Source organism: Pseudonocardia sp. Ae150A_Ps1, from assembly GCF_001932315.1.
Taxonomy (GTDB): Bacteria; Actinomycetota; Actinomycetes; order Mycobacteriales; family Pseudonocardiaceae; genus Pseudonocardia.
This window is the reverse complement of sequence record NZ_MCIJ01000001.1, coordinates 1,954,815-1,972,642: the sequence shown is the minus strand read 5'-3', so window position 1 is coordinate 1,972,642 and position 17,828 is coordinate 1,954,815. Positions and strand designations below refer to the sequence as shown.

Here is a 17,828-nt window from a genome sequence, read left to right as displayed (position 1 = left end):
AGTCGGTTATCAGCAGAGGGCCGATGCGGAGCGGAGCGGGATGAGAGACGGGGCGGCGGTGTCACCGCCACGCATCCCGGTCTCGCACACCGGGTCCGAGTGGCTGGGGGGTACCCACCTGCTGGTGTGGGTCCGCACCGGACGGGTGCGGGTCGAGCTGGAGCGCGGCCGTGTGTACCGGCTGGATGCGGGTGAGGGGCTCTGGGTACCGGCCGGTCACCCCCGCCGGATCAGCACCGATCCCGGTCCCGTGGCCTTTCCCTTCGCCGTGCCCGCGGATGCGGCGGCGGCGACCGCCCCCGCGGAGCCGGTCCGGTTCGCGGTCCGCCCCGAGTGGCACGACCGGCTGGTCCAGCACTACGTGCACTTCATCGCGCCGGTGTCGAGCTTCGGCTACACCCACGCCTCGCTGCTCGACGTGGTCGGCAGCGCAGGTGGGGCACCGTGGTCCATGACGGAGGGTCGCCCGCCCTGGCCGTCGGGGACCGGTGCGCGCGCGGTGGCCGATTCGCTGGCCCGCGACCCGGCCCTGGACCACAGCGCCCAGCAGTGGGCGGGCCTGGTGGCGTGCAGCGTGCGGACGTTGCACCGGGAGTTCGTGCGTGGCACCGGCCTGACGTTCGGGCGGTGGCGTAGCGCGGTGCGCCTGGCGGCGGCCTGTGAGCTCCTCGCCTCGGGCGAGGACGTCGGCCGGGTCGCGGAGCTGACCGGGTTCGCCGGCCGCAACGGTCTCGCCCGCGCGTTCCGGCGACGTCTCGGTATCACGCCGCGTGAGTACCGCCTACGATCCCGGCGATGGGGCGGCCACCGGTCGCCGCGGCCGGGGACCGTGCCCCGGGCGGGCGTCCTCGGGCAGGTCCTCGAGGGAGCGGCCGACGACCGGCCGCTCCCGGCCACGCAGACCGCGCCGCACGTCAATGGCGTGCACATCCTGAGCTGGATGTATCGGGGATCGGGCTACCTGCGTATCGACGGTGTGACCCATCGTCTCGGCCGGGGGGACGCGATCTGGATCCCGGCCGGGCGGGAGCACCAGTTCGGTACGCACCCGGGGTCGATCGCTTTGCCGCTCGGACACCTCGACGCCGGCGACAGCGAGATCGCGGAGCCGTTGCGCGCACGGTTCCCTCCCAGCTGGGACGCCTACCTGTTGCACTGCTCGGTGAGCGCGCGCACCCTGCTGCGCCCGGACGGCCACGACCCTCGGGCGATTCTCGGGGTGTTCCACGCGCAGCTCGCCGCCGACCGTGCCCGCAGCGTGCCGATGCCTCGCGACGCGCACGCCCGTGCCGCAGCGGAGGATTTCCTACGGCGGATGGAGGAACCGTGGGGCACGGCCGTGGATCGATCGGTTCACGAGGCGTTCCGGCGCGAGACGGGGATGACGTTCACGCGCTGGCGACACGCCGCGCGGATGCGCACCGCCCGTGAGCTGCTCACCGGCGGGAGCACGGCGACCAGCGTGGCGCGCCAGGTCGGCTACACACAGGTGTCGAACTTCAGTCGCGCGTTCAGCACCTTCCACGGCGAGTCTCCTCGCGAGCACGTCGACCGCGAGCATTGTTGACCCGGCCGGTCCGACCCCGGTAGGTGTGGGCACTGCGCCGCGTCGGGAGTGCGCCTCGGCCCTCTCGTCCCGAGCCGTGTTGATCGATACGGCTTGCGACCGATGAGCTGTCTCGGGCTCCGACAGCCCGATTCCATCGGCGGGGGCTGGGGGCTGGGGGGACTGCCGAGGGTTCGGTTGACTCGACGAGCTCGAAGAACCGCTCCTTCTGCTGCTCGCTGTACCTCCGACCGCCCAATCTCAACACCTCCAGTAGGTGTTGCGACGGCTGCTGGAATCCAAGCCCGCGAGGGCAAGCTCTACCTCTGCGCGGTCAAGGACGCTTGCTCGAAGCGGATCGTGGGCTACTCCATCGATGCGCGCATGACCTCGCAGCTGGCCGTGGACGCCCTGCGCAACGCCATCGCACTGCGCGATCCCCAGGCGACCGCGATCGTGCACTCGGACAGGGGCAGCCAGTTCCGCTCCCACGCCTACCAGCGGGTTCTCCGCGGAGCGCTGCTACGAGGCTCGATGGGACGGGTCGGGACCTGCGCGGACAACGCCGCAACGGAGTCCTTCTTCAGCCTGTTGCAGAGAACGTCGTCAACCGACGACGCTGGGACACCCGCGCCGAGCTCCGGCTCGCGATCGTGACCTGGATCGAGAGCACCTACCATCGCCGCAGACGCCAAGACACCATCGGCAGGCTCACCCCAGTCGAATTCGAGATACTCGCATCAGCCGCTCACGCGGCCTGAACACCTACCCGACGCGGGTCAACCAGAGTCTGGGCAGCCCCGAGTCTGTCCGACACGCCGAACGGCATTGCAGAAGCGCTCCACAGCTCCTGAACGTCTCGGGTCTGTGACCTGCCTCGCATCCGTGTGGAGTCCGACGTGGCGTCAGGGTGTTCGGTGATCGGACCGGCTCCCGACGAGAGGTCCCGACCATGACCGACCAGGCCATGCCCGTCCGGCTGACCGCCGCCGACTACGCCCGCGCGGAGCAGATGCTCGCCCCGTACCGGGCCCGGCTGATCCCGGACGCTGCGGTGGTCCCACAGTGGTCCGCCGACGGCTCCCGGTTCCGGTACCGGTCCGGGACTCGGCACGTCCTGGTCGACCCGGCGACGGGCTCCCGACGAGACGCGTTCGACCACGAGCGGCTCGCCGCGGCACCGTCGGAGGCGTCCGGGCACGCGGTGGTGGCCGACGACCTGCCGCTCACCTCGGTGGAGTTCGAGGTTCCCGACCGGGAGCCGGACGTGGTCCGGTTCTCTGCGTTCGACACCGGGTGGGAGTGGTCGGACCGGGCCGGGACCTGCACGCCGGTCGAGAACGAGGGTCCCCCGGTGGGGCCGGGGGAGATCGCGTCACCGGACCGGGAGTGGGTGGCGTTCCGCCGCGACGGTGACGTGTGGGTGCGCAGCCGGGACGGCCGGCAGGAGTTCGCGCTCACCGACGCCGCCGAACCGCACTGGGACTACGGCGGGTTCCCCGAGGCGGCCACGAAGGTCAAGCTCCCCTTGCTGGGCATGGGATCGCTGCTGCTGGCGGAGTGGTCGCCGGACTCCACGCGGCTGATCACTCACCGGATCGACCAGCGCGAGCTGCCGGAACAGGTCCTCGTCGAGGCAGCGCCGAAGGGCGGCGAGCGGCCGGTGGCTCATCGCGTCCGCTATCCGATGCCCGGCGACGAGACGCAGGCGACGATGACCTGGCACGTCCTCGACGTCGGCACCCGTCAGAACGTGACGGCCTCCGGGGGGCCGGAGGTCCTGACCTCCCCCTACCCCCTTTCCCGGCGGTGGTGGACCGGGAAGAACGGCGATGCGGTGCACGTGTTGCACCAGTCCCGTGACGGACGCACCCTGCAGCTGCGCCGGCTCGATCCCGGCACCGGGTCGATGACGACGCTGATCACCGAGACCGCCCGTACCCGGGTGGACCCCTCGCCCTACCTGCACGTCCCGCCGCTGCTGCGCGTCCTGGACTCGGGCGAGATCCTGTGGTGGTCCCAGCGCGACGGCTGGGGCCATCTCTACCGCTACGCCGCCGACGGCGAGCTCCTCGGCCGGGTCACCGGCGGGCAGTGGCTGGTCCGCCGGGTCCTGTGGGTCGACCAGGACCGTCGCCAGGTCTGGTTCCTGGCCTGCGGGCTGCACGCCGATCCCTACATCCGCCAGATCTGCCGGGTCGACCTCGACGGCGGTGGCTTCGTGCGGATCACCGACGACGATCTCGACCACGACGCCCTCGCCCCACCACTCGGCGGCTACCTCCTCGACCGCGCATCCACGGTCGACGCGGCGCCCCGGGCGAGGGTGCTCGGCGGTGACGGGGAGGTGCTGGTCGAGCTGGAGGATCCGGACACCGCAGCACTGGAGGCGGCCGGGTGGACCCCTCCGGAACGATTCCGGACGACCTCCGCCGACGGGCGCACCCCGATCTACGGTCTGCTGTGGCGTCCGCACGGCTTCGACCCGGCACGGCGCTACCCCGTCGTGGACCACGCCTACCCCGGCCCCAACATCCACCGCGCCTCACCGGCGTTCGGTGACCTGTTCACCGGGGAGCCCGAGGCGCTGGCGGCACTCGGCTTCGCGGTCGTCGCCGTCGACGGCCGCGGCACCCCGGGGCGCAGCCAGGCCTTCCTCGACCATTCCTACGGCGACCTCGGCATGGCCGCGGCTATGGACGACCACGTCGCCGCCATCCGCGAACTCGGGCGTCGCCACCCGTGGCTCGACACCGACCGGGTCGGGATCGCCGGCCACTCCGGAGGCGGGTTCTTCACCGCCAGGGCGCTGCTGACCCATCCCGAGTTCTTCTCCGTGGGCGTCGCCCAGGCCGGCCCGCACGACTTCTCGATCTACCTGCCGTTCTGGGTCGAACAGCACCACGGGGAGATCACCGAGAGGACCCGCCCGAAGCTGGTCAACACCCCGCACGCCGGCAACCTGCGCGGCAAGCTCCTGCTGATCGACGGCGAACTCGACGACAACGTGTTGCCGCACCACAGCATGCGCCTGGTCGACGCGCTCATCGACGCCGACGCCGACGCCGACGCCGACGCCGACGTCGACAGGCTCGTCATCCCCGGTGTCGAGCACAACTTCACCGGCCGCTTCCACTACGTCACCCGGCGCACCTGGGACTACCTCGTACGACACCTGCACGGCACCGAACCCCCTGCCTACTCGCTCGCACCGTTCCCCGAGATGCCCAGCTGGGCCGTCGATCCCTCCGACTGATACCCCACGCCGGAGCCACGAGCCGAACGAGACGTCGGGCAGCGCTCATAGCCGTGACAAGGCTTGCCGGCGCGTTGTCGTGCGTCTCGGACGGGGAATCCTCTGCTTCACGGTGGCGTGCAATCAGCATCGGTTGACCACGGTCGAGTACGGAGCGTCGTGTCGTGGGAACCTGTGTCGACGTCCAGCCAGCCCCGCTCGGGGTGTCGGATGCGCTTGAACGCCGATCGCCAGAACCCGACCTCACAGTGCTCCCACCGCTCTCGGAACTCGGGACTACGGACCGTCAGGTCCTGGATCAATCCGAGCAGGTAGGGGTCGTCGGGATAGCGAGCCAGCGCGGCACGTAGCTCCGCCGTGGCCACCCTCAGGAGCTGGTCGTTGCCGCCGGCGTCAAGGAGGCCCGCCTGCCGGCCCGCACCGTGGTGGTGGCAATCCCCAGGAGATCTGATCGGTCGCTGGAGGTCTGTCAGAGCGTGCCATGAGAAGATCACGTCGAGTGTGTGAACACGTACTTCCGCGCTCGGCGGGCGGGTGTACCTCGGACGATGCGTCGGGTGATGGTGGTGATCCCCGCCCAGCGGACCATGGCCTCGCCGCGCTCGCCCGCTCGTTCGAGCTCACCGCCGCTGAACGGGACCACCTGTTCCGGCTCGCAGGCGAGCTGCCGCCCACGCCGTCCGAGCGCGGTCAGCCGGGCAAGAGTCCGCTCGACCACCCACCGGTGGGCAGTACGGAGAATCCGCGCTGCTCAGGCGTCTTACGCACGACCTCGACCGTCGTCTTCAGGATCGTGATCGCCCAGTCGAGCAGCCGCCCGGCGAAACCGGCGTCGGCGTGAACGAACCGAACCCGGATGCGCAGGTAGAGATCGAGCAGGATCAACAGCAGGCCAGGATGTCGGTCGATGAACCGCTTCCGACCGTCGACCTTCTTCTCGGCGTCGTAGCCGCGAGAGCCCTGCCCGACGGTGTCGGCGCCATTGACGTTCTGCGAGTCGATGATCCCCGCACTCGGCTCCGGGACACGACCCTCATCGGCGCGCAGCTGCCTGCGTACGACCGGGTGGATCGCGTGCTTCTCCGGCCGCCGTCCCTGTGCCAAGACGAACGAGCACTCTCTCCGGAAGTGATCAGCCAGTGGTGGGGCCGCCTCGTCAGAGGCGTTCGATGCGGTCGGCCTGCGGGCCCCGGTCGCTCTGACGCACCGCGTACCGGACCCGGTCACCCTTCTGCAGCGGCTCCGACCCCATGACCACGGACACGTGGGCGAAGAGATCGTCGCCGCCTGCGTCCGGGGTGATGAAGCCGAAGCCGCGGTCGCCGTCGTAGCGCGCGACGACGCCTTCGCCGCCTCGCGCGGGAACGTCCCGCCCGGCCGCAGCGGGTGCCGGCCGCTTCGGCGCCGCCCGGGGCTCCCGGACCAGGTGCACGTCGCGGGCCTGCGGGCCCTTGTCCCCACTGGCCACCTCGAAGGCGACGCGGTCGCCCTCCATGAGCCATGTCAGCCCCTCGGCCAGGGCCCGGGCGTGGACGAAGACGTCCTCGTCGCCGGAGTCGGGGTTGATGAAGCCGAAGCCCTTGTCCTCGTCGTACCAGGCCACCGTGCCGTCGGCACCGTCCGCGGTGTCGTTCGCAGCGGAGGTTCCGGCTCCCGCTCCCAGCGGGATCACGTGCCCGGCCTGCGGGCCGCGCTCGCCGTCGACGACGAGGAAGGCCACCCGCTGCCCCTCGGTGACCACGCCGCCGGTCACGATGGCGGAGCTGTGCACGAAGATGTCGGCGCCGCCGTCGTCCGGCGACGCGAAGCCGTACCCCTTGCCCGGCTCGTACCAGTTGACGGTGCCGAGCCGGCCCACGGCGCTGCCGGCGGCCGCGTCGGCGGTGACGCGAACGCGCAGCGCCTGGGGCCCGCGGTCGTTCTCGCCGATCTCGAACTCGACGGCCTGACCCTCGCGGAGCACTGTCGCGCCGCCGCCCCCGACGATCTCGGAGGCGTGCACGAACACGTCCGGCGAGCCGTCCTCGGGCGCCAGGAAGCCGAAACCCCGTTCGGCGTCGAACCAACGGACGGTTCCCTGCTGCATCGAAGGCTCCAGATCGAGAGGACGGGTACCGGCCCAGTCTCTCTGACTGCCCTCGCGGTCCGTCGGGCCGGGCCCACCGGCGGGCGGTGCGGAGCCCGCGACAGCCCGGTACCGGATGACACGACGCGGCCGCCGTCGACCGGGTGGCCGCAGGTCCCGGAGCAGACGCGCAGGCAGCCGACGGGCCTGGGTCGGGTGAGAAGGGTCGATCTCCATGGCCGAGTTCGCGATCTGACGCACGATCGACAGACGGACTCGTGGGTGGATGGTCCGGCTGGGCTCAGCTCACGACGGCGGTGAGGCCGGCGGCGTCCAGCGCGAGCTGGCCGCGCTCCAGGGCGAGCAGCGCCTTCTTGACCGGCAGGCCGCCGGAGTAGCCGGTGAGCGCCCCGGTCGCGGAGACGATCCGGTGGCACGGCACGACGACCAGCACCGGGTTGCGGGCGCAGGCGGCGCCGGCCCGGCGGGGGCCGTCGTCGGTCAGCTCCGCGGCCCGGGCCAGTTGCCCGTAGCTGCGGGTGCTGCCGTAGCCGATCGCGCACAGCTCGCCGAGCACCCGGCGGTGCTCCGGCTCGACGCGGGACAGGTCGACCGGCCCTCGAAGGTGGTGCGGTCGCCGCGCAGGTACTCGCCGAGCTCGGCGACGGCCTGCTCCAGCACGGCGTGCTCGGGGCTGCCGGGCTCGGGCGTCGGGTCCTGCGCGGCTCCGGCCGGCCTGCCGAAGCGCAGCCGGGTCAGACCCCACGGCGAGGCGGACAGGGTGACCGGGCCCAGGGTGGTGTCGTGGACGAGGGTCGTCGGGGTCGACATGGCGGAGGTGCTCCTCTCGCGGAACGGCGAGGTCAGCCGGTTGCCCGGCGGAAGTGGTGGCGGACAGCACCGTCGACGGTGACCAGCCGGCCGGTGCGGTGGTAGTGGTCGTGCAGGGTGCTCGACGGTCACGGTGCAGAACCCCGGACGGGCGCGGCGGGTTGCGGCGGGGCGGCCCGGTCCCGGTCGTCGTCGGTGAACCCGGAGACCCGCAGCGTGATGTTCAGCCGCCCGGCGCCGAGCCCGACGTCGTCGGTCCCACCGCGCTCGGGCGGCAGCACCCTGGGCACGCCGTGGTAGGCGAGCCTGCTGTCGTCGCCGAACACGAGCAGGTCACCGGACCGCAGCTCGACGTCGGTCCACGGCCTGCCGCGGTGCTCGGTGTTGCCGAGCCGGAACACGCAGGGCGCGCCCAGCGACACCGAGACGACCGGGTCCGGCGCGTGTTCGTCGCCGTCGCGGTGCATGCCGAGGCGGGCGTCCCCGGTGTAGTGGTTGATCAGCGCGATGTCCGGGGAGTAGCCGAGGCCGCGCGTGGGGTCGCCGTAGGCGTCGGCGACCGCCTCGCGGCCCAGGTCGCCCAGCCAGGTCGGGAACTCGGCTACCGGTGAGCCGTCCTGGTCGTCGCGGGTCCGGGAGTAGCGGTAGGGGATCCAGTGCCATCCCAGGCAGACGGTGCGCACGCTCATCCGGGCGCCGCCGGGCAGCGCGGCGGCCCGGATCCCCGGGCGCTGCGCCGCCCACTCCCGGCAGCGCTCCACCAGGAACCGCTGCCGGCGCAGGTCCAGCCAGCCGGGCACGTGCACCGCGCCGGGCGCGAGGTCGCGGCGGTCCCGCGGGATCAGTTCCAGGGTCATCTCAGCCCCTCCTCGGGGTCAGTGCCCGTGACACCTGCCGCACGTAGTGGCCGCGGGCGATCGCCCGGGCCGCGGACGGGCAGTCCAGCCTCCCGTAGAGCCGTTGCCTGCGATGCCCGCCGAGGGTGCCCAGGACCGGGCTCGGGTAGGGGTGGCCGTCGGCGTCGAGCAGTATGACGACCCTCAGCTCCCCGACCGGGGTGTCGACGACGCGGTGGTGGTTCGGGGTGCGGATGGCGGTCCCTGCGGTGGCGGTGCTCATCTCGTGCTCCAGGGGATGGTCGGTGCGCGGCCGGCGGGGCGCCCGGTGGTGTGGTCGCGGTGGTCGCGGCGCTCAGGCGGCCGCCGGGCGGCAGGTGCGGCAGGGCCGGTAGCCGGCGCGCCGGGCGTCGTCGAGGGTGGTGAAGCCGTGCCGGTGCGCCCGGGTGATGCGCCGTGCGTCGCGGCAGGTCGGGAAGCAGACGATCCCGGTGGTGTCGCTGGCCAGGTAGTGCACGCCCGTCCGGGCCAGCGTCGCCAGTTCGTCGAGGTCGGCGCCCTCGGCGGTGAGCAGCTCGGCCTTGCGGCCGGTGCCGAACATGTAGCCGCCGAGAGCGCCGTCGGAGCGGACCACCCGGTGGCAGGGCACCAGCAGCGGCAGCGGGTTGCGGGCCAGCACCGTGCCGACCGCGCGGACCGCGGCGGGGTGTCCGGCCTCGCGGGCGACCCAGGCGTACGGGCGGACCTGGCCGGGCGGGATCCGCCGGGTGGCGGCCAGCACGGCGCGTTCGAACGGACTGCCCGCGCCGAGGTCCAGCTCGGGCCGGGCCGCGGCGGTGCCGCGCAGCGACGGGCCGACACCCGCGGGCAGCCGGCCGGCCGGGCGCAGCGGCCGGGCGAACCGGCTGCGGTACTCGGCGGCGAACGCATCGTCGTCGGTGCCCTCCGTGGGTCGCACGAACTGCGCACCGTCGGCGGTGAACGCGACCCGGACGTCGCCGACCCTGCTGGGCGCGGTGGCCCAGCGGGTGAACACCCGGTCGTCGAGCCCGTCCGGCGCGCGGCCGGCGAACCCGGCGAGCGCGGTCAGCAGCGGGTCCGCCCCGGCGTCCCGGCCGGGCTCCGCGTCGTCGGCGGATCCGGCGGACAGGGAGATGACCGTGCGGTGCAGGTCGCCGCGCCGCGCGGCCGGCCGTCCGTTGCGGCGGGCCGGGACCGATGTCGTCGTCATGAGGTCCTCCCTTCGAGGGGACGGGGATGTGCGGGTGGTGTGTCCAGGACGGTCCGCAGCCGGGCCAGTCCGCGGGACACGTGCGACTTCGCGGTGCCGTCGGCGCAGCCGAGTACCTGGGCGATCTCGGCGGTCGGCAGGCCATGGACGTGCCGGAGCACGACCGCGGTCCGCTGCACCTCGGACAGCTCGCCGAGGGCGGCACCGAGTGCGCGTTGCAGCTCACCCCGCTCGGCCGGGCCGGGCTCGGGGCTCGGGTCGTCCGGTGGGCCCGCGTCGAGCGGGTCGAGCCGGGGCGGGGGTGGCGGCCTGCGGGCGGCGTCCCTGGCCCGGTTGCGGGCGGTGTTGCGCAGGATGGTGAGCAGCCACGGGCGTACCCGCAGCTCCCCGATCCGTTCCGCCGCGTACCCGCAGAGCGCCCGGTAGGCGCGCAGCAGGGCGTCGGCGGCGAGGTCCTCGGCGTCCGCGGGACCGCGGACGAAGCTCCGGGCCACCGAGAACAGCAGGTCCCGGTGGGCGTCCACGAGCACGGCGAACCCGGCGTCGAGGTCGGCCGCGAGCGCGCGGGCGACGGCGTCGGAGCCGTCGTCCCCGGTGCCCGGGTCGAGATCGTCGTCGGTCATACCGTGCAGAACACCGTCGGGCCGGATCCGGTTGCGGTGCTCAGCCGTAGTGCTCGGTGGTGCCGTGGGACAGCTCGACGACGGCGCACCCGCTGCCGCCGACCGACCGGCGCGCGCCCGGCTCGGCGTCGTCGGACGATCCCCGCACCATCGGTGCGGACGGGGCGGTGGTCATGACGGTCTCCTCAGCGCGCGTTGTGGAAGATGATGCCCAGCACGTGCCGGTTCCCGCTGTGCACGGCGCTGACGCCGTGCCGCATCTGGACCCGGTGGTCGCCCCGGGTGCCGCGGCGCGGCCGGTTGCGCACCGGGAAGATCACCGCCTGGCCCTGTCCGGGGCGCAGCACCATCGGGCGGGACTGCTGGCGCGGGCGCTGCTCGACGAAGACGCTCTCGCCGCCGGTGAAGTCGACGTCCGGGCGGGACAGCATCACCAGGAACTGCAGCGGGAACGTCAGGTCCCCGTAGACGTCCTGGTGCAGGCAGTTGTAGCCGGACTCGCCGTAGCGCAGCACCAGCGGCGTCGGCCTGGTCTGCCCGTGGGCGGCGCAGGTCTCGAGCAGCCCGTCCAGGGTCTCCGGGAATGTGTCCTCGCCCAGCCGGCGGGCCCAGTCGTTCGCGATCCGGGCCAGCGGCGGGTAGAGCTCGGTGCGCAGGGTCTGCACCAGCTCCGGCAGCGGGTCGGTGAAGTACCGGTAGCTGCCCTCGCCGAAGGAGTGCCGGGCCATCTGGACGGTGGAGCGGAACCGGTCGTGCTCGTCGAACATCGCGGTGATCTCGTCGCACTGGGCGGGCTCGATCAGCCGCGGGGTCGCGGCGACGCCCTCGGTGTCCAGCCGCTCCGTCAGCCGGGCCCAGTCGAGGGCGTCCAGGTGCGGTCCGGCGGTCGCGGTTCCGGCGTCGGCCGGGGTGGTGGTCATCGGCTGCCTCCGTGCTCGTGGCGTGCTGGCAGTGGTCCCAACACCACCGTGGCCGAGCCGGTTGCGGGCGTCCGGCCGGGGCGATCGTGGGACCGATGGCCGCCGGACCGCTGCCCGGCCGTCGAGCAGGGTGGTCCGGGCCCGGCGACCTACGGAACGTCCCGTGAGTGATCCGGTCCTCGACCTGCGGACCCGACGACAGCGTGCGGAGACGGTTCCGGCCGACGCCCGGGACGCCGGAGCACGCACCTGATCGCCGGGGCGGGGCCTCCGCTACGTGCCGGCCAGGGCCCGAGGACGTACGGATCAGCGGAAGGCCGCGCCTGCCCTCCCGGGGCGAGGACTCACCCCGCGGACCTCTCCAGCCCGCTCACCGATCGGCCGGCCTGCAGCTCGACGAGCGCGTCCGCCATGGCGGTCGTGAGTCGCCCGGCCGGGCCTGCGACCACATACCTCCACGGGGGGAGTACCGGAGCGGACAGCGTGCGGGTGACCCGTTCGGAGAAGACAGCGGTTCGGAGGGCGACAAGGCTGTGTGGGTCGGCGAGAGTCGCCTGTGGGCTCTCACCGCCATCGTCGTGATCCGCGGTGTCGCCACAGGCATGGACGACGAGCGAGGTCGTGTTGCGAAGGTTCCGGCCCAACCGGCGTCCGAGTGTCTCGTCGGTGCCGACGACGACATCGACCTGCCGCACGATGCGCAGGTCCCGATCCCGCCCCAGCGTGATCGGGAGAGTGTTCGCGTCACGGAAGAGACGGATGACCTCCTGTCCGAGCGGGGTGTCGGCTCCCGCTACCGCAGCAGTGACGTTGCGACCGAGGAAGGGCTGTACGACGCGCATGACGGCGTGAGCGGTGTCGGAGACGCCGTCCGACGAACGGTCGATGTTCTTCGACGCCGCGATCTCGTCGCGGAGCCCGGCGACCCTGGACGGCACGCGGCCGGTGAAGTGGATCCCTGCGATGCGGGGGTCGGAGTTTCCTCGCCTGATGAGATCCCTGACCTCTGTGGCGGACACCGAACTCGGGACGTCGACCACTGTCGAGGCGAGGCCGAGTTCCCGGAGAAGTCTCGCCCGCGCAGCCTGCGAGGCGGTTTCGCCCGTGCGGATGGGCGCGGAGCGACATCCGGGCCGGAACCGGACGGTGAGTACCTGCCGGTCGTGCTCGACGGCGGCCGTCGCGCAGAGGACGCGGTGAGCCCGACGGACCTCCGCGAGGATCGCGCATCCCGGAATGGAGTAGGGCGCCGGCCGCCCGGCGGTACCTGGGCCGTTCCGTGACAGGGCGAGTCTCATCGGCGGAACACCGGCTGCCGGCGCTCGGCGAAGGCTGCTCTGGCCTCCTGGTAGTCGGGATGATGCTGCGCGGTGCCCTGTGCCGTGGCCTCGGCATCGAGGTGCGCATCGAAGCTCCGGTGGGCCGAGCCGTGCAGCAGCGCTCTGATGGCCGATGTGCTCGATGACAGCGACGCGATCGCCCGGGCGACTTCCGACGCGCGCTCGAGTGCCTCACCGGTCGCGACCACCTCGTTGACCAGCCCCCAGTCCCGAGCTTCCTCGGCTGCGACCTTGCGTCCCAGCAGAGCCATCTCGGCAGCACGGCCGGTTCCCACGGCTCGCGGGAGGAGCCAGGTCGCGCCGGCGTCGGGGACCAGACCGACCCGGACGAAGGCCAGGCTGAAGCTTGCGGTCGTGGCTGCGATCCGCATGTCGCAGGCGAGTGACAGCGACACACCGGCACCGGCGGTCACACCGTTGATCGCCGCGATCAGCGGAGTGCGTGCCGCGATCATCGCGGAGACCAACGGGTTGTAGTAGGTGCGCAGGACCTGCTCGGTGTCGCTGGGCCCTCCCCTGAGGTCGGCGCCCGCCGAGAAGGCCCGGTCGCCGGCTCCGGTCAGGACGACGGCCCGGACCCCGGGATCTCCGTCGCACGCCTCCAGCGCCGTGCGGAGCTCGACGAGGAGCTCGTGGCTCAGTGCGTTCATCCGGTCCGGCCGGTTCAGGGTGATCCGAGCGACCGATTCGTCCAGAGGGTCACGATCGACGAGGACCTCGCCGCGCGCTGGTTCTGCGTTGTCGGGCATGACGCCTCCGGGTGCCGTTCGGGGGTGCTCCGGGCTCGTGTAATTTGAGACTAGCAGCATCAAAAACGACCGGACGCTCCGGCGTCGAGAGTGCCGTGGGGTAGATCTCACCCTTTCGGCCGTATGCTGTAGATTGCTATGAAGCACTCGCTAACTTCGTCGAGAGGGTGGAGCTGATGTCCGGAGTCGTCGTCGACGTCCAGGGGCTCACGAAGTCGTTCGGCAAGGCCAACATCTGGTCGGACGTGACGCTGACGCTGCCGCCCGGTGAGGTGTCGGTGTTGCTGGGTCCGTCGGGTACCGGCAAGTCCGTGTTCCTGAAGTCGCTCATCGGCCTGCTCAAGCCCGAGCGGGGTTCGATCGTCATCCACGACACCGACCTGCTCAAGTGCTCGGAGTCGAAGCTCTACGAGATCCGGAAGCTGTTCGGGGTGTTGTTCCAGGACGGCGCGCTGTTCGGGTCGATGAACCTGTTCGACAACATCGCCTTCCCGCTGCGCGAGCACACGAAGAAGAGCGAGTCGCAGATCAGCGACATCGTGCTGGAGAAGATGGACCTGGTCGGCCTGCGCGGCGACGAGGGCAAGCTGCCCGGTGAGATCTCCGGCGGGATGCGCAAGCGGGCCGGGCTGGCCCGGGCGCTGGTGCTGGAGCCGGAGATCATCCTGTTCGACGAGCCGGACTCGGGTCTGGACCCGGTGCGCACGGCGTACCTGAACCAGCTGATCATCGATCTGAACGCGCAGACGGACTCGACGTTCCTGATCGTCACGCACGACATCAACACCGCGCAGACGGTGCCGGACAACATCGGGCTGCTGTATCGCAAGCAGCTGGCGATGTTCGGTCCGCGCGAGCAGTTGCTGACGTCGGAGGAGCCGGTGGTGTCCCAGTTCCTCAACGGTCGCCGGCAGGGGCCGATCGGGATGTCGGAGGAGAAGGACTCGGCGCAGGCGGAGCGGGAGATGGCCGAGGCGAGGGAGCTGGAGGGGCTGCCGCCGCTCAAGCCGCAGCTCGAAGCATCACCGGGCATGCCGGAGCGCCAGGCGGTCACGCGGCGGCGCGAGCGGGTGCTCTCGATGCTGCCCGAGTTCGAGCCGACTGCACAGGAAGCGATCCGCAGATCGTACGGCATGGTCGGTGCAGGTGCTCCGGCAGGTGCCGGCAGGGGCGGCGGGAACGATGCGCCGACCGAGCAGTTCCCGCGAGTGGGCTGGCACGCGTGGTGAGTGAGGTCTGATGCCCGGTGCGGGCGCGTCCGCGCGCGCCGACGCCTACTCTGGCCGGATGACAGGCGACCGATCAGGTCGCGCCCAGGGAGCGAGGAGGCCGGCTCCCGGTCAGGCGCGTGAGCTCCTGCTCGAGTCGGCACGGGAACTCTTCGCCCGACGTGGTTACACCCGCACGAGCACGAAGGCGATCGCCGATCGCGCGGGTGTCGCCGAGGTGATGCTCTTCCGTCACTTCGGAGGTAAGGCGCTGCTCTTCCGCGCGGCCGTCCACGCGCCGCTGGTGGAGGCGCTCCAGTCCTACGTCAAGGCCTGGGAGGCAGGGGAACACGGTCCGCCGGTCGCCCGAGCGTTCGTCGCGGCGTTGTTCGGCTCGCTGTTCTCGGAGCGGCGCGCCGTCGTGGCGCTGAGTGCCGCGCAGGTACATGCCGACCAGGTCCGCGCGATCCTCGAGACCGAAGAGGACGCGCTGGCCGATGTCCTTCGGCGACTCGAGGCCGTCTTCCTTCGCGAGGCGGCGGACCGCGGCCTCGCCGGTCTCAATCCACCCCTGTCCGTGAGAGGGACGGTCGGGATGGTCGTTGCGGCAGCAGTCACGTGGGACTGGCTGATGAGGACGGGTGCCGGGCCGGGATCGGCGGAGCAGGCGCCCGTAGCTGTGCGCGACGAGCTCGTCTCCGAGTTCGAACAGTTGATGGTCCTCGGGGTCTGGCACCGGGAAGATCGCGATGAGTGACGACGGGACGCCGATGGTCCGGCCTGGCCGGCGCACCACGACCGAGGTGCGGAACCTCCTGCTCCTCGCGGCGGCGAGGTCGTTCGTCGACCACGGCTACGCCCAGACGAGCACCAGGGAGATCGCTCGCGACGCCGGTGTCTCGCAGCCGCTGCTGTTCCGGCACTTCGGCGGCAAGGCGGGGCTGTTCGCCCAGACCGTCGTGGTGGGCTTCTCGGACGCGGTCTCCGAGTTCACCGGTCGCTGGCTGGTTCCGATCGGGATGGAGGAGGTGCGGGCACGGGCCTTCCTCGCAGATCTCTTCGGAGTGCTGGTCGAGAACCGCGAGACCGTCATGGCGATGATCAGCGTCCACGCCTACGAGTCGGAGTCCGACGAACTCTCGTCCTCGGTCGTCGATGTCTTCGCCGGCCTCCTCGCCTGTGTGCGGGACGTGCTCCTGTGTCACGAGGACGGCACTCCCTTCGCGGGGTTGCACCCGGTGACCACGCCGGCCGCAGTGCTGGCGTCCCTGCTCGGGTGTGCCGTGTTCGACGACTGGCTCTTCTCTGCACACCAGCACCGGCCCGACAACTCCGTCGTGGTCGAGGAGTTGTCGTCCATGGTGCTGCACGGGTTCACCCGTCGGCCGGGGTCCCGGGGCGACCAGCGGTTCTGACCACCCTCTCGGGTGAAGCGCGACAGTAGATCCCCAGCTCAGACAGTTATAAGACGCACGGTCTTAAAAAAGTGGTGACCGGCGTAACTTCCGCGCCCGCAGCGTCGTTGGGGCTATCGGAGGTAAAGATGCAGTCACTTACTTCGATGTGCGACGAGGCGGCGGTTCCGCGATGAGCGCAGGACCGATCGGCGCTGCCGTGAAGCCCATCGGCAGCTTCTTCGCGATGGTGCTCGACACGGCCGTGGCGACGTTCAAGCCGCCGTTCCAGTGGCGGGAGTTCATCCAGCAGGCCTGGTTCATCGCCAGCGTCACGTTCGGGCCGACCATCCTGGTCTCGATCCCGTTCACGGTGCTCGTGACGTTCCAGTTCAACAACATCCTGACCGAGGTCGGCGCGATCGACCTCGCAGGAGCGGGCTCGGCCTACGCCACCGTCACCCAGATCGGTCCCATCGGCACGACGTTCGTCGTCGCCGGAGCGAGCGCGACGGCCATCTGCGCGGACATCGGATCGCGGAAGATCCGCGAGGAGCTCGACGCGATGCAGGTCCTCGGTATCGACCCGATCCACCGGCTCGTCGTGCCTCGGGTCCTCGCGACGATGTTCGTGACCTTCTTCATCAACGGCCTGCTCATCGCGATCGGCATCGCCGGCGGCTTCATCTTCTCCGTGTACCTGCAGGGTGCGAACCCGGGCCAGTTCATCGACAGTCTCACCCTCATCACCGGATCCGGCGAGCTGATCCACAGCCAGATCAAGGCGACGATCTTCGGGATGCTCGGCGGCTTCGTCGCCTGCTACCGGGGGTTGCACGTCGCGGGGGTGCGAAGGGCGTGGGCAGCGCCGTCAACGAGACCGTGGTCTACACCTTCGTCCTGCTGTTCCCGGTGAACGTGGTGCTGAGCCAGCTGCCCTATGCACTCGGACTCCTGGACTAGGGGCGCGACCATGGCGACAACGCTCAACAGAGACAACCTGGCCGTGCTCAAGCGGGTGTACGGCGGCCCGCTGTCGACGCTCGAGGAGCTCGGCAAGCAGGCGACCTTCTACACCAAGGCGCTGGCGTGGGTGTACCGGGCCGTCGGCCGGTACAAGCGCGAGGAAGTGCGACTCGTCGCCGAGGTCGGGATGGGCAACGGTGCGCTCGCCCTCATCGGCGGGTCCGCCGTCATCAGCGGTTTCATCCTCTTCTTCGGTGGCACGACAGCCGGTGTGCAGGCCTACCAGGCGCTCAACAACATCGACCTCGAAGCGTTGGCCGGTTTCACCTCGGCGAACATCGGCACCCGACTGCTCGTGCCGATCATCATGGGCGCCGCTCTCGCGGCGACCATCGGAACCGGCTTCACCGCCCAGCTCGGGGCGATGCGGATCAACGAGGAGATCGACGCGATCGAGGTCATGGGTATCCCGTCGATGCCCTACCTCGTGACGACCCGCATCATCGCGGGGCTCATCGTGGTGGTGCCGCTCTACGCCGTGGGTCTGGTGATGGCCTACGCCGGCTGGAAGTTCACCCAGGTCGTCGCCTTCGGTCTGTCGGCCGGGACGTTCGACCACTACTTCGACACGTTCCTGCAGCCCATCGACATCGTCTACGCGATGTTGCAGGGGCTCGCGCAGGTCGTAGTCGTCGTACTGATCCACACCTACTACGGCTTCCATGCATCGGGCGGGCCGGTGGGCGTCGGGGAGGCCGTCGGCCGTGCCGTGCGGCTCTCGCTGATCGCCGTCATGACCGCCGCCCTCGCCGTCGCGATGGCGGTCTACGGCGGAGCCGATACCTTCCGGATCTCGGGGTGAG

The 17,828-nt window shown here is 71.2% G+C and carries 19 protein-coding genes and 5 pseudogenes; 8 read left to right on the top strand and 16 right to left on the bottom strand.

The features are described from left to right. The first annotated feature begins 40 nt into the window (after positions 1-40). From Ae150APs1_RS08975 to Ae150APs1_RS08965, 3 genes and pseudogenes are all read left to right on the top strand, one after another. Positions 41-1,567 (top strand): helix-turn-helix domain-containing protein, encoded by a 1,527-nt coding sequence (locus Ae150APs1_RS08975; RefSeq protein ID WP_139316847.1) that lies wholly within the window; start codon positions 41-43, stop codon positions 1,565-1,567. 288 nt (positions 1,568-1,855) lie between these two features. After that, positions 1,856-2,307 (top strand): annotated as a pseudogene (locus Ae150APs1_RS08970) (IS3 family transposase); the annotation flags it as partial. Positions 2,308-2,498: 191 nt separating this feature from the next. Further along, positions 2,499-4,802 (top strand): DPP IV N-terminal domain-containing protein, encoded by a 2,304-nt coding sequence (locus tag Ae150APs1_RS08965; RefSeq protein WP_083703813.1) that lies wholly within the window; start codon positions 2,499-2,501, stop codon positions 4,800-4,802. Positions 4,803-4,909: 107 nt separating this feature from the next. On the opposite strand, the gene Ae150APs1_RS08960 is transcribed toward Ae150APs1_RS08965, so the two are convergent. The 16 genes and pseudogenes from Ae150APs1_RS08960 to Ae150APs1_RS08910 all read right to left on the bottom strand — a co-directional run bounded on the left by Ae150APs1_RS08960 (position 4,910) and on the right by Ae150APs1_RS08910 (position 13,397). Continuing rightward, a complete protein-coding gene (locus Ae150APs1_RS08960; protein ID WP_256385578.1) occupies positions 4,910-5,296 on the bottom strand; it encodes a hypothetical protein in 387 nt (128 codons plus the stop codon). A 196-nt stretch (positions 5,297-5,492) separates the two neighbouring features. Further along, positions 5,493-5,906 carry a hypothetical protein gene (locus Ae150APs1_RS31965; RefSeq protein WP_170918065.1) on the bottom strand — a complete coding sequence of 138 codons (414 nt, stop codon included), beginning with the start codon at positions 5,904-5,906 and terminating at the stop codon, positions 5,493-5,495. A 52-nt stretch (positions 5,907-5,958) separates the two neighbouring features. After that, positions 5,959-6,138: pseudogene (locus Ae150APs1_RS34585) on the bottom strand (cold shock domain-containing protein); the annotation flags it as partial. 102 nt (positions 6,139-6,240) lie between these two features. Continuing rightward, positions 6,241-6,405: pseudogene (locus tag Ae150APs1_RS34580) on the bottom strand (cold shock domain-containing protein); the annotation flags it as partial. 75 nt (positions 6,406-6,480) lie between these two features. Next, positions 6,481-6,660: pseudogene (locus Ae150APs1_RS34575) on the bottom strand (cold shock domain-containing protein); the annotation flags it as partial. Positions 6,661-6,690: 30 nt separating this feature from the next. After that, positions 6,691-6,888: pseudogene (locus Ae150APs1_RS34570) on the bottom strand (cold-shock protein); the annotation flags it as partial. Positions 6,889-7,168: 280 nt separating this feature from the next. After that, positions 7,169-7,444, bottom strand: a complete 276-nt coding sequence (locus Ae150APs1_RS32670) for a methylated-DNA--[protein]-cysteine S-methyltransferase (protein WP_212567185.1) — start codon at positions 7,442-7,444, stop codon at positions 7,169-7,171. Further along, complete coding sequence (locus Ae150APs1_RS32665) at positions 7,369-7,698, bottom strand: hypothetical protein (RefSeq protein ID WP_212567184.1); 330 nt, start codon at positions 7,696-7,698, stop codon at positions 7,369-7,371. Before Ae150APs1_RS32665 ends, Ae150APs1_RS32670 begins: the two co-directional genes overlap by 76 nt. A 128-nt stretch (positions 7,699-7,826) precedes the next feature. Beyond that, the gene (locus Ae150APs1_RS08940; protein ID WP_075296893.1) at positions 7,827-8,555 is read right to left on the bottom strand and encodes an alpha-ketoglutarate-dependent dioxygenase AlkB; all 729 of its coding nucleotides are present in this window, start codon (positions 8,553-8,555) and stop codon (positions 7,827-7,829) included. Between the two features lies 1 nt (position 8,556). Next, positions 8,557-8,817 (bottom strand): hypothetical protein, encoded by a 261-nt coding sequence (locus Ae150APs1_RS08935; RefSeq protein WP_249266272.1) that lies wholly within the window; start codon positions 8,815-8,817, stop codon positions 8,557-8,559. Between the two features lie 72 nt (positions 8,818-8,889). After that, positions 8,890-9,765 carry a methylated-DNA--[protein]-cysteine S-methyltransferase gene (locus tag Ae150APs1_RS08930; RefSeq protein ID WP_083680022.1) on the bottom strand — a complete coding sequence of 292 codons (876 nt, stop codon included), beginning with the start codon at positions 9,763-9,765 and terminating at the stop codon, positions 8,890-8,892. Next, positions 9,762-10,388, bottom strand: a complete 627-nt coding sequence (locus Ae150APs1_RS08925; protein ID WP_075296892.1) for an RNA polymerase sigma factor — start codon at positions 10,386-10,388, stop codon at positions 9,762-9,764. Before Ae150APs1_RS08925 ends, Ae150APs1_RS08930 begins: the two co-directional genes overlap by 4 nt. 40 nt (positions 10,389-10,428) lie before the next feature. Next, positions 10,429-10,563, bottom strand: coding sequence for a hypothetical protein (locus tag Ae150APs1_RS34255; protein WP_256385577.1), 135 nt, complete (start codon positions 10,561-10,563; stop codon positions 10,429-10,431). A gap of 10 nt (positions 10,564-10,573) precedes the next feature. Continuing rightward, complete coding sequence (locus tag Ae150APs1_RS08920; RefSeq protein WP_075296891.1) at positions 10,574-11,308, bottom strand: 2OG-Fe(II) oxygenase; 735 nt, start codon at positions 11,306-11,308, stop codon at positions 10,574-10,576. 344 nt (positions 11,309-11,652) lie between these two features. Further along, the gene (locus tag Ae150APs1_RS08915) at positions 11,653-12,606 is read right to left on the bottom strand and encodes a hypothetical protein (RefSeq protein ID WP_075296890.1); all 954 of its coding nucleotides are present in this window, start codon (positions 12,604-12,606) and stop codon (positions 11,653-11,655) included. Beyond that, a complete protein-coding gene (locus Ae150APs1_RS08910) occupies positions 12,603-13,397 on the bottom strand; it encodes an enoyl-CoA hydratase-related protein (protein WP_170918064.1) in 795 nt (264 codons plus the stop codon). Before Ae150APs1_RS08910 ends, Ae150APs1_RS08915 begins: the two co-directional genes overlap by 4 nt. 176 nt (positions 13,398-13,573) lie before the next feature. Here Ae150APs1_RS08910 and Ae150APs1_RS08905 point away from each other — a divergent pair, with 176 nt between their 5' ends. The 5 genes from Ae150APs1_RS08905 (at position 13,574) to Ae150APs1_RS08885 (ending at position 17,827) form a co-directional block, all read left to right on the top strand. Then, entirely contained in the window at positions 13,574-14,626 is a 1,053-nt protein-coding gene (locus Ae150APs1_RS08905) for an ATP-binding cassette domain-containing protein (RefSeq protein ID WP_075301884.1), read from the top strand. Positions 14,627-14,684: 58 nt separating this feature from the next. Continuing rightward, the gene (locus tag Ae150APs1_RS08900) at positions 14,685-15,362 is read left to right on the top strand and encodes a TetR/AcrR family transcriptional regulator (RefSeq protein ID WP_139316846.1); all 678 of its coding nucleotides are present in this window, start codon (positions 14,685-14,687) and stop codon (positions 15,360-15,362) included. Then, on the top strand, positions 15,355-16,020 hold the full coding sequence (locus Ae150APs1_RS08895) for a TetR/AcrR family transcriptional regulator (RefSeq protein ID WP_083680020.1): 666 nt from the start codon (positions 15,355-15,357) through the stop codon (positions 16,018-16,020). The genes Ae150APs1_RS08900 and Ae150APs1_RS08895 overlap by 8 nt, the downstream gene beginning before the upstream one ends. Before the next feature lie 172 nt (positions 16,021-16,192). After that, on the top strand, positions 16,193-16,915 hold the full coding sequence (locus Ae150APs1_RS08890; protein WP_349289876.1) for an ABC transporter permease: 723 nt from the start codon (positions 16,193-16,195) through the stop codon (positions 16,913-16,915). A 57-nt stretch (positions 16,916-16,972) separates the two neighbouring features. After that, positions 16,973-17,827 (top strand): ABC transporter permease, encoded by an 855-nt coding sequence (locus Ae150APs1_RS08885; protein WP_083680019.1) that lies wholly within the window; start codon positions 16,973-16,975, stop codon positions 17,825-17,827. Position 17,828 lies beyond the last annotated feature (1 nt).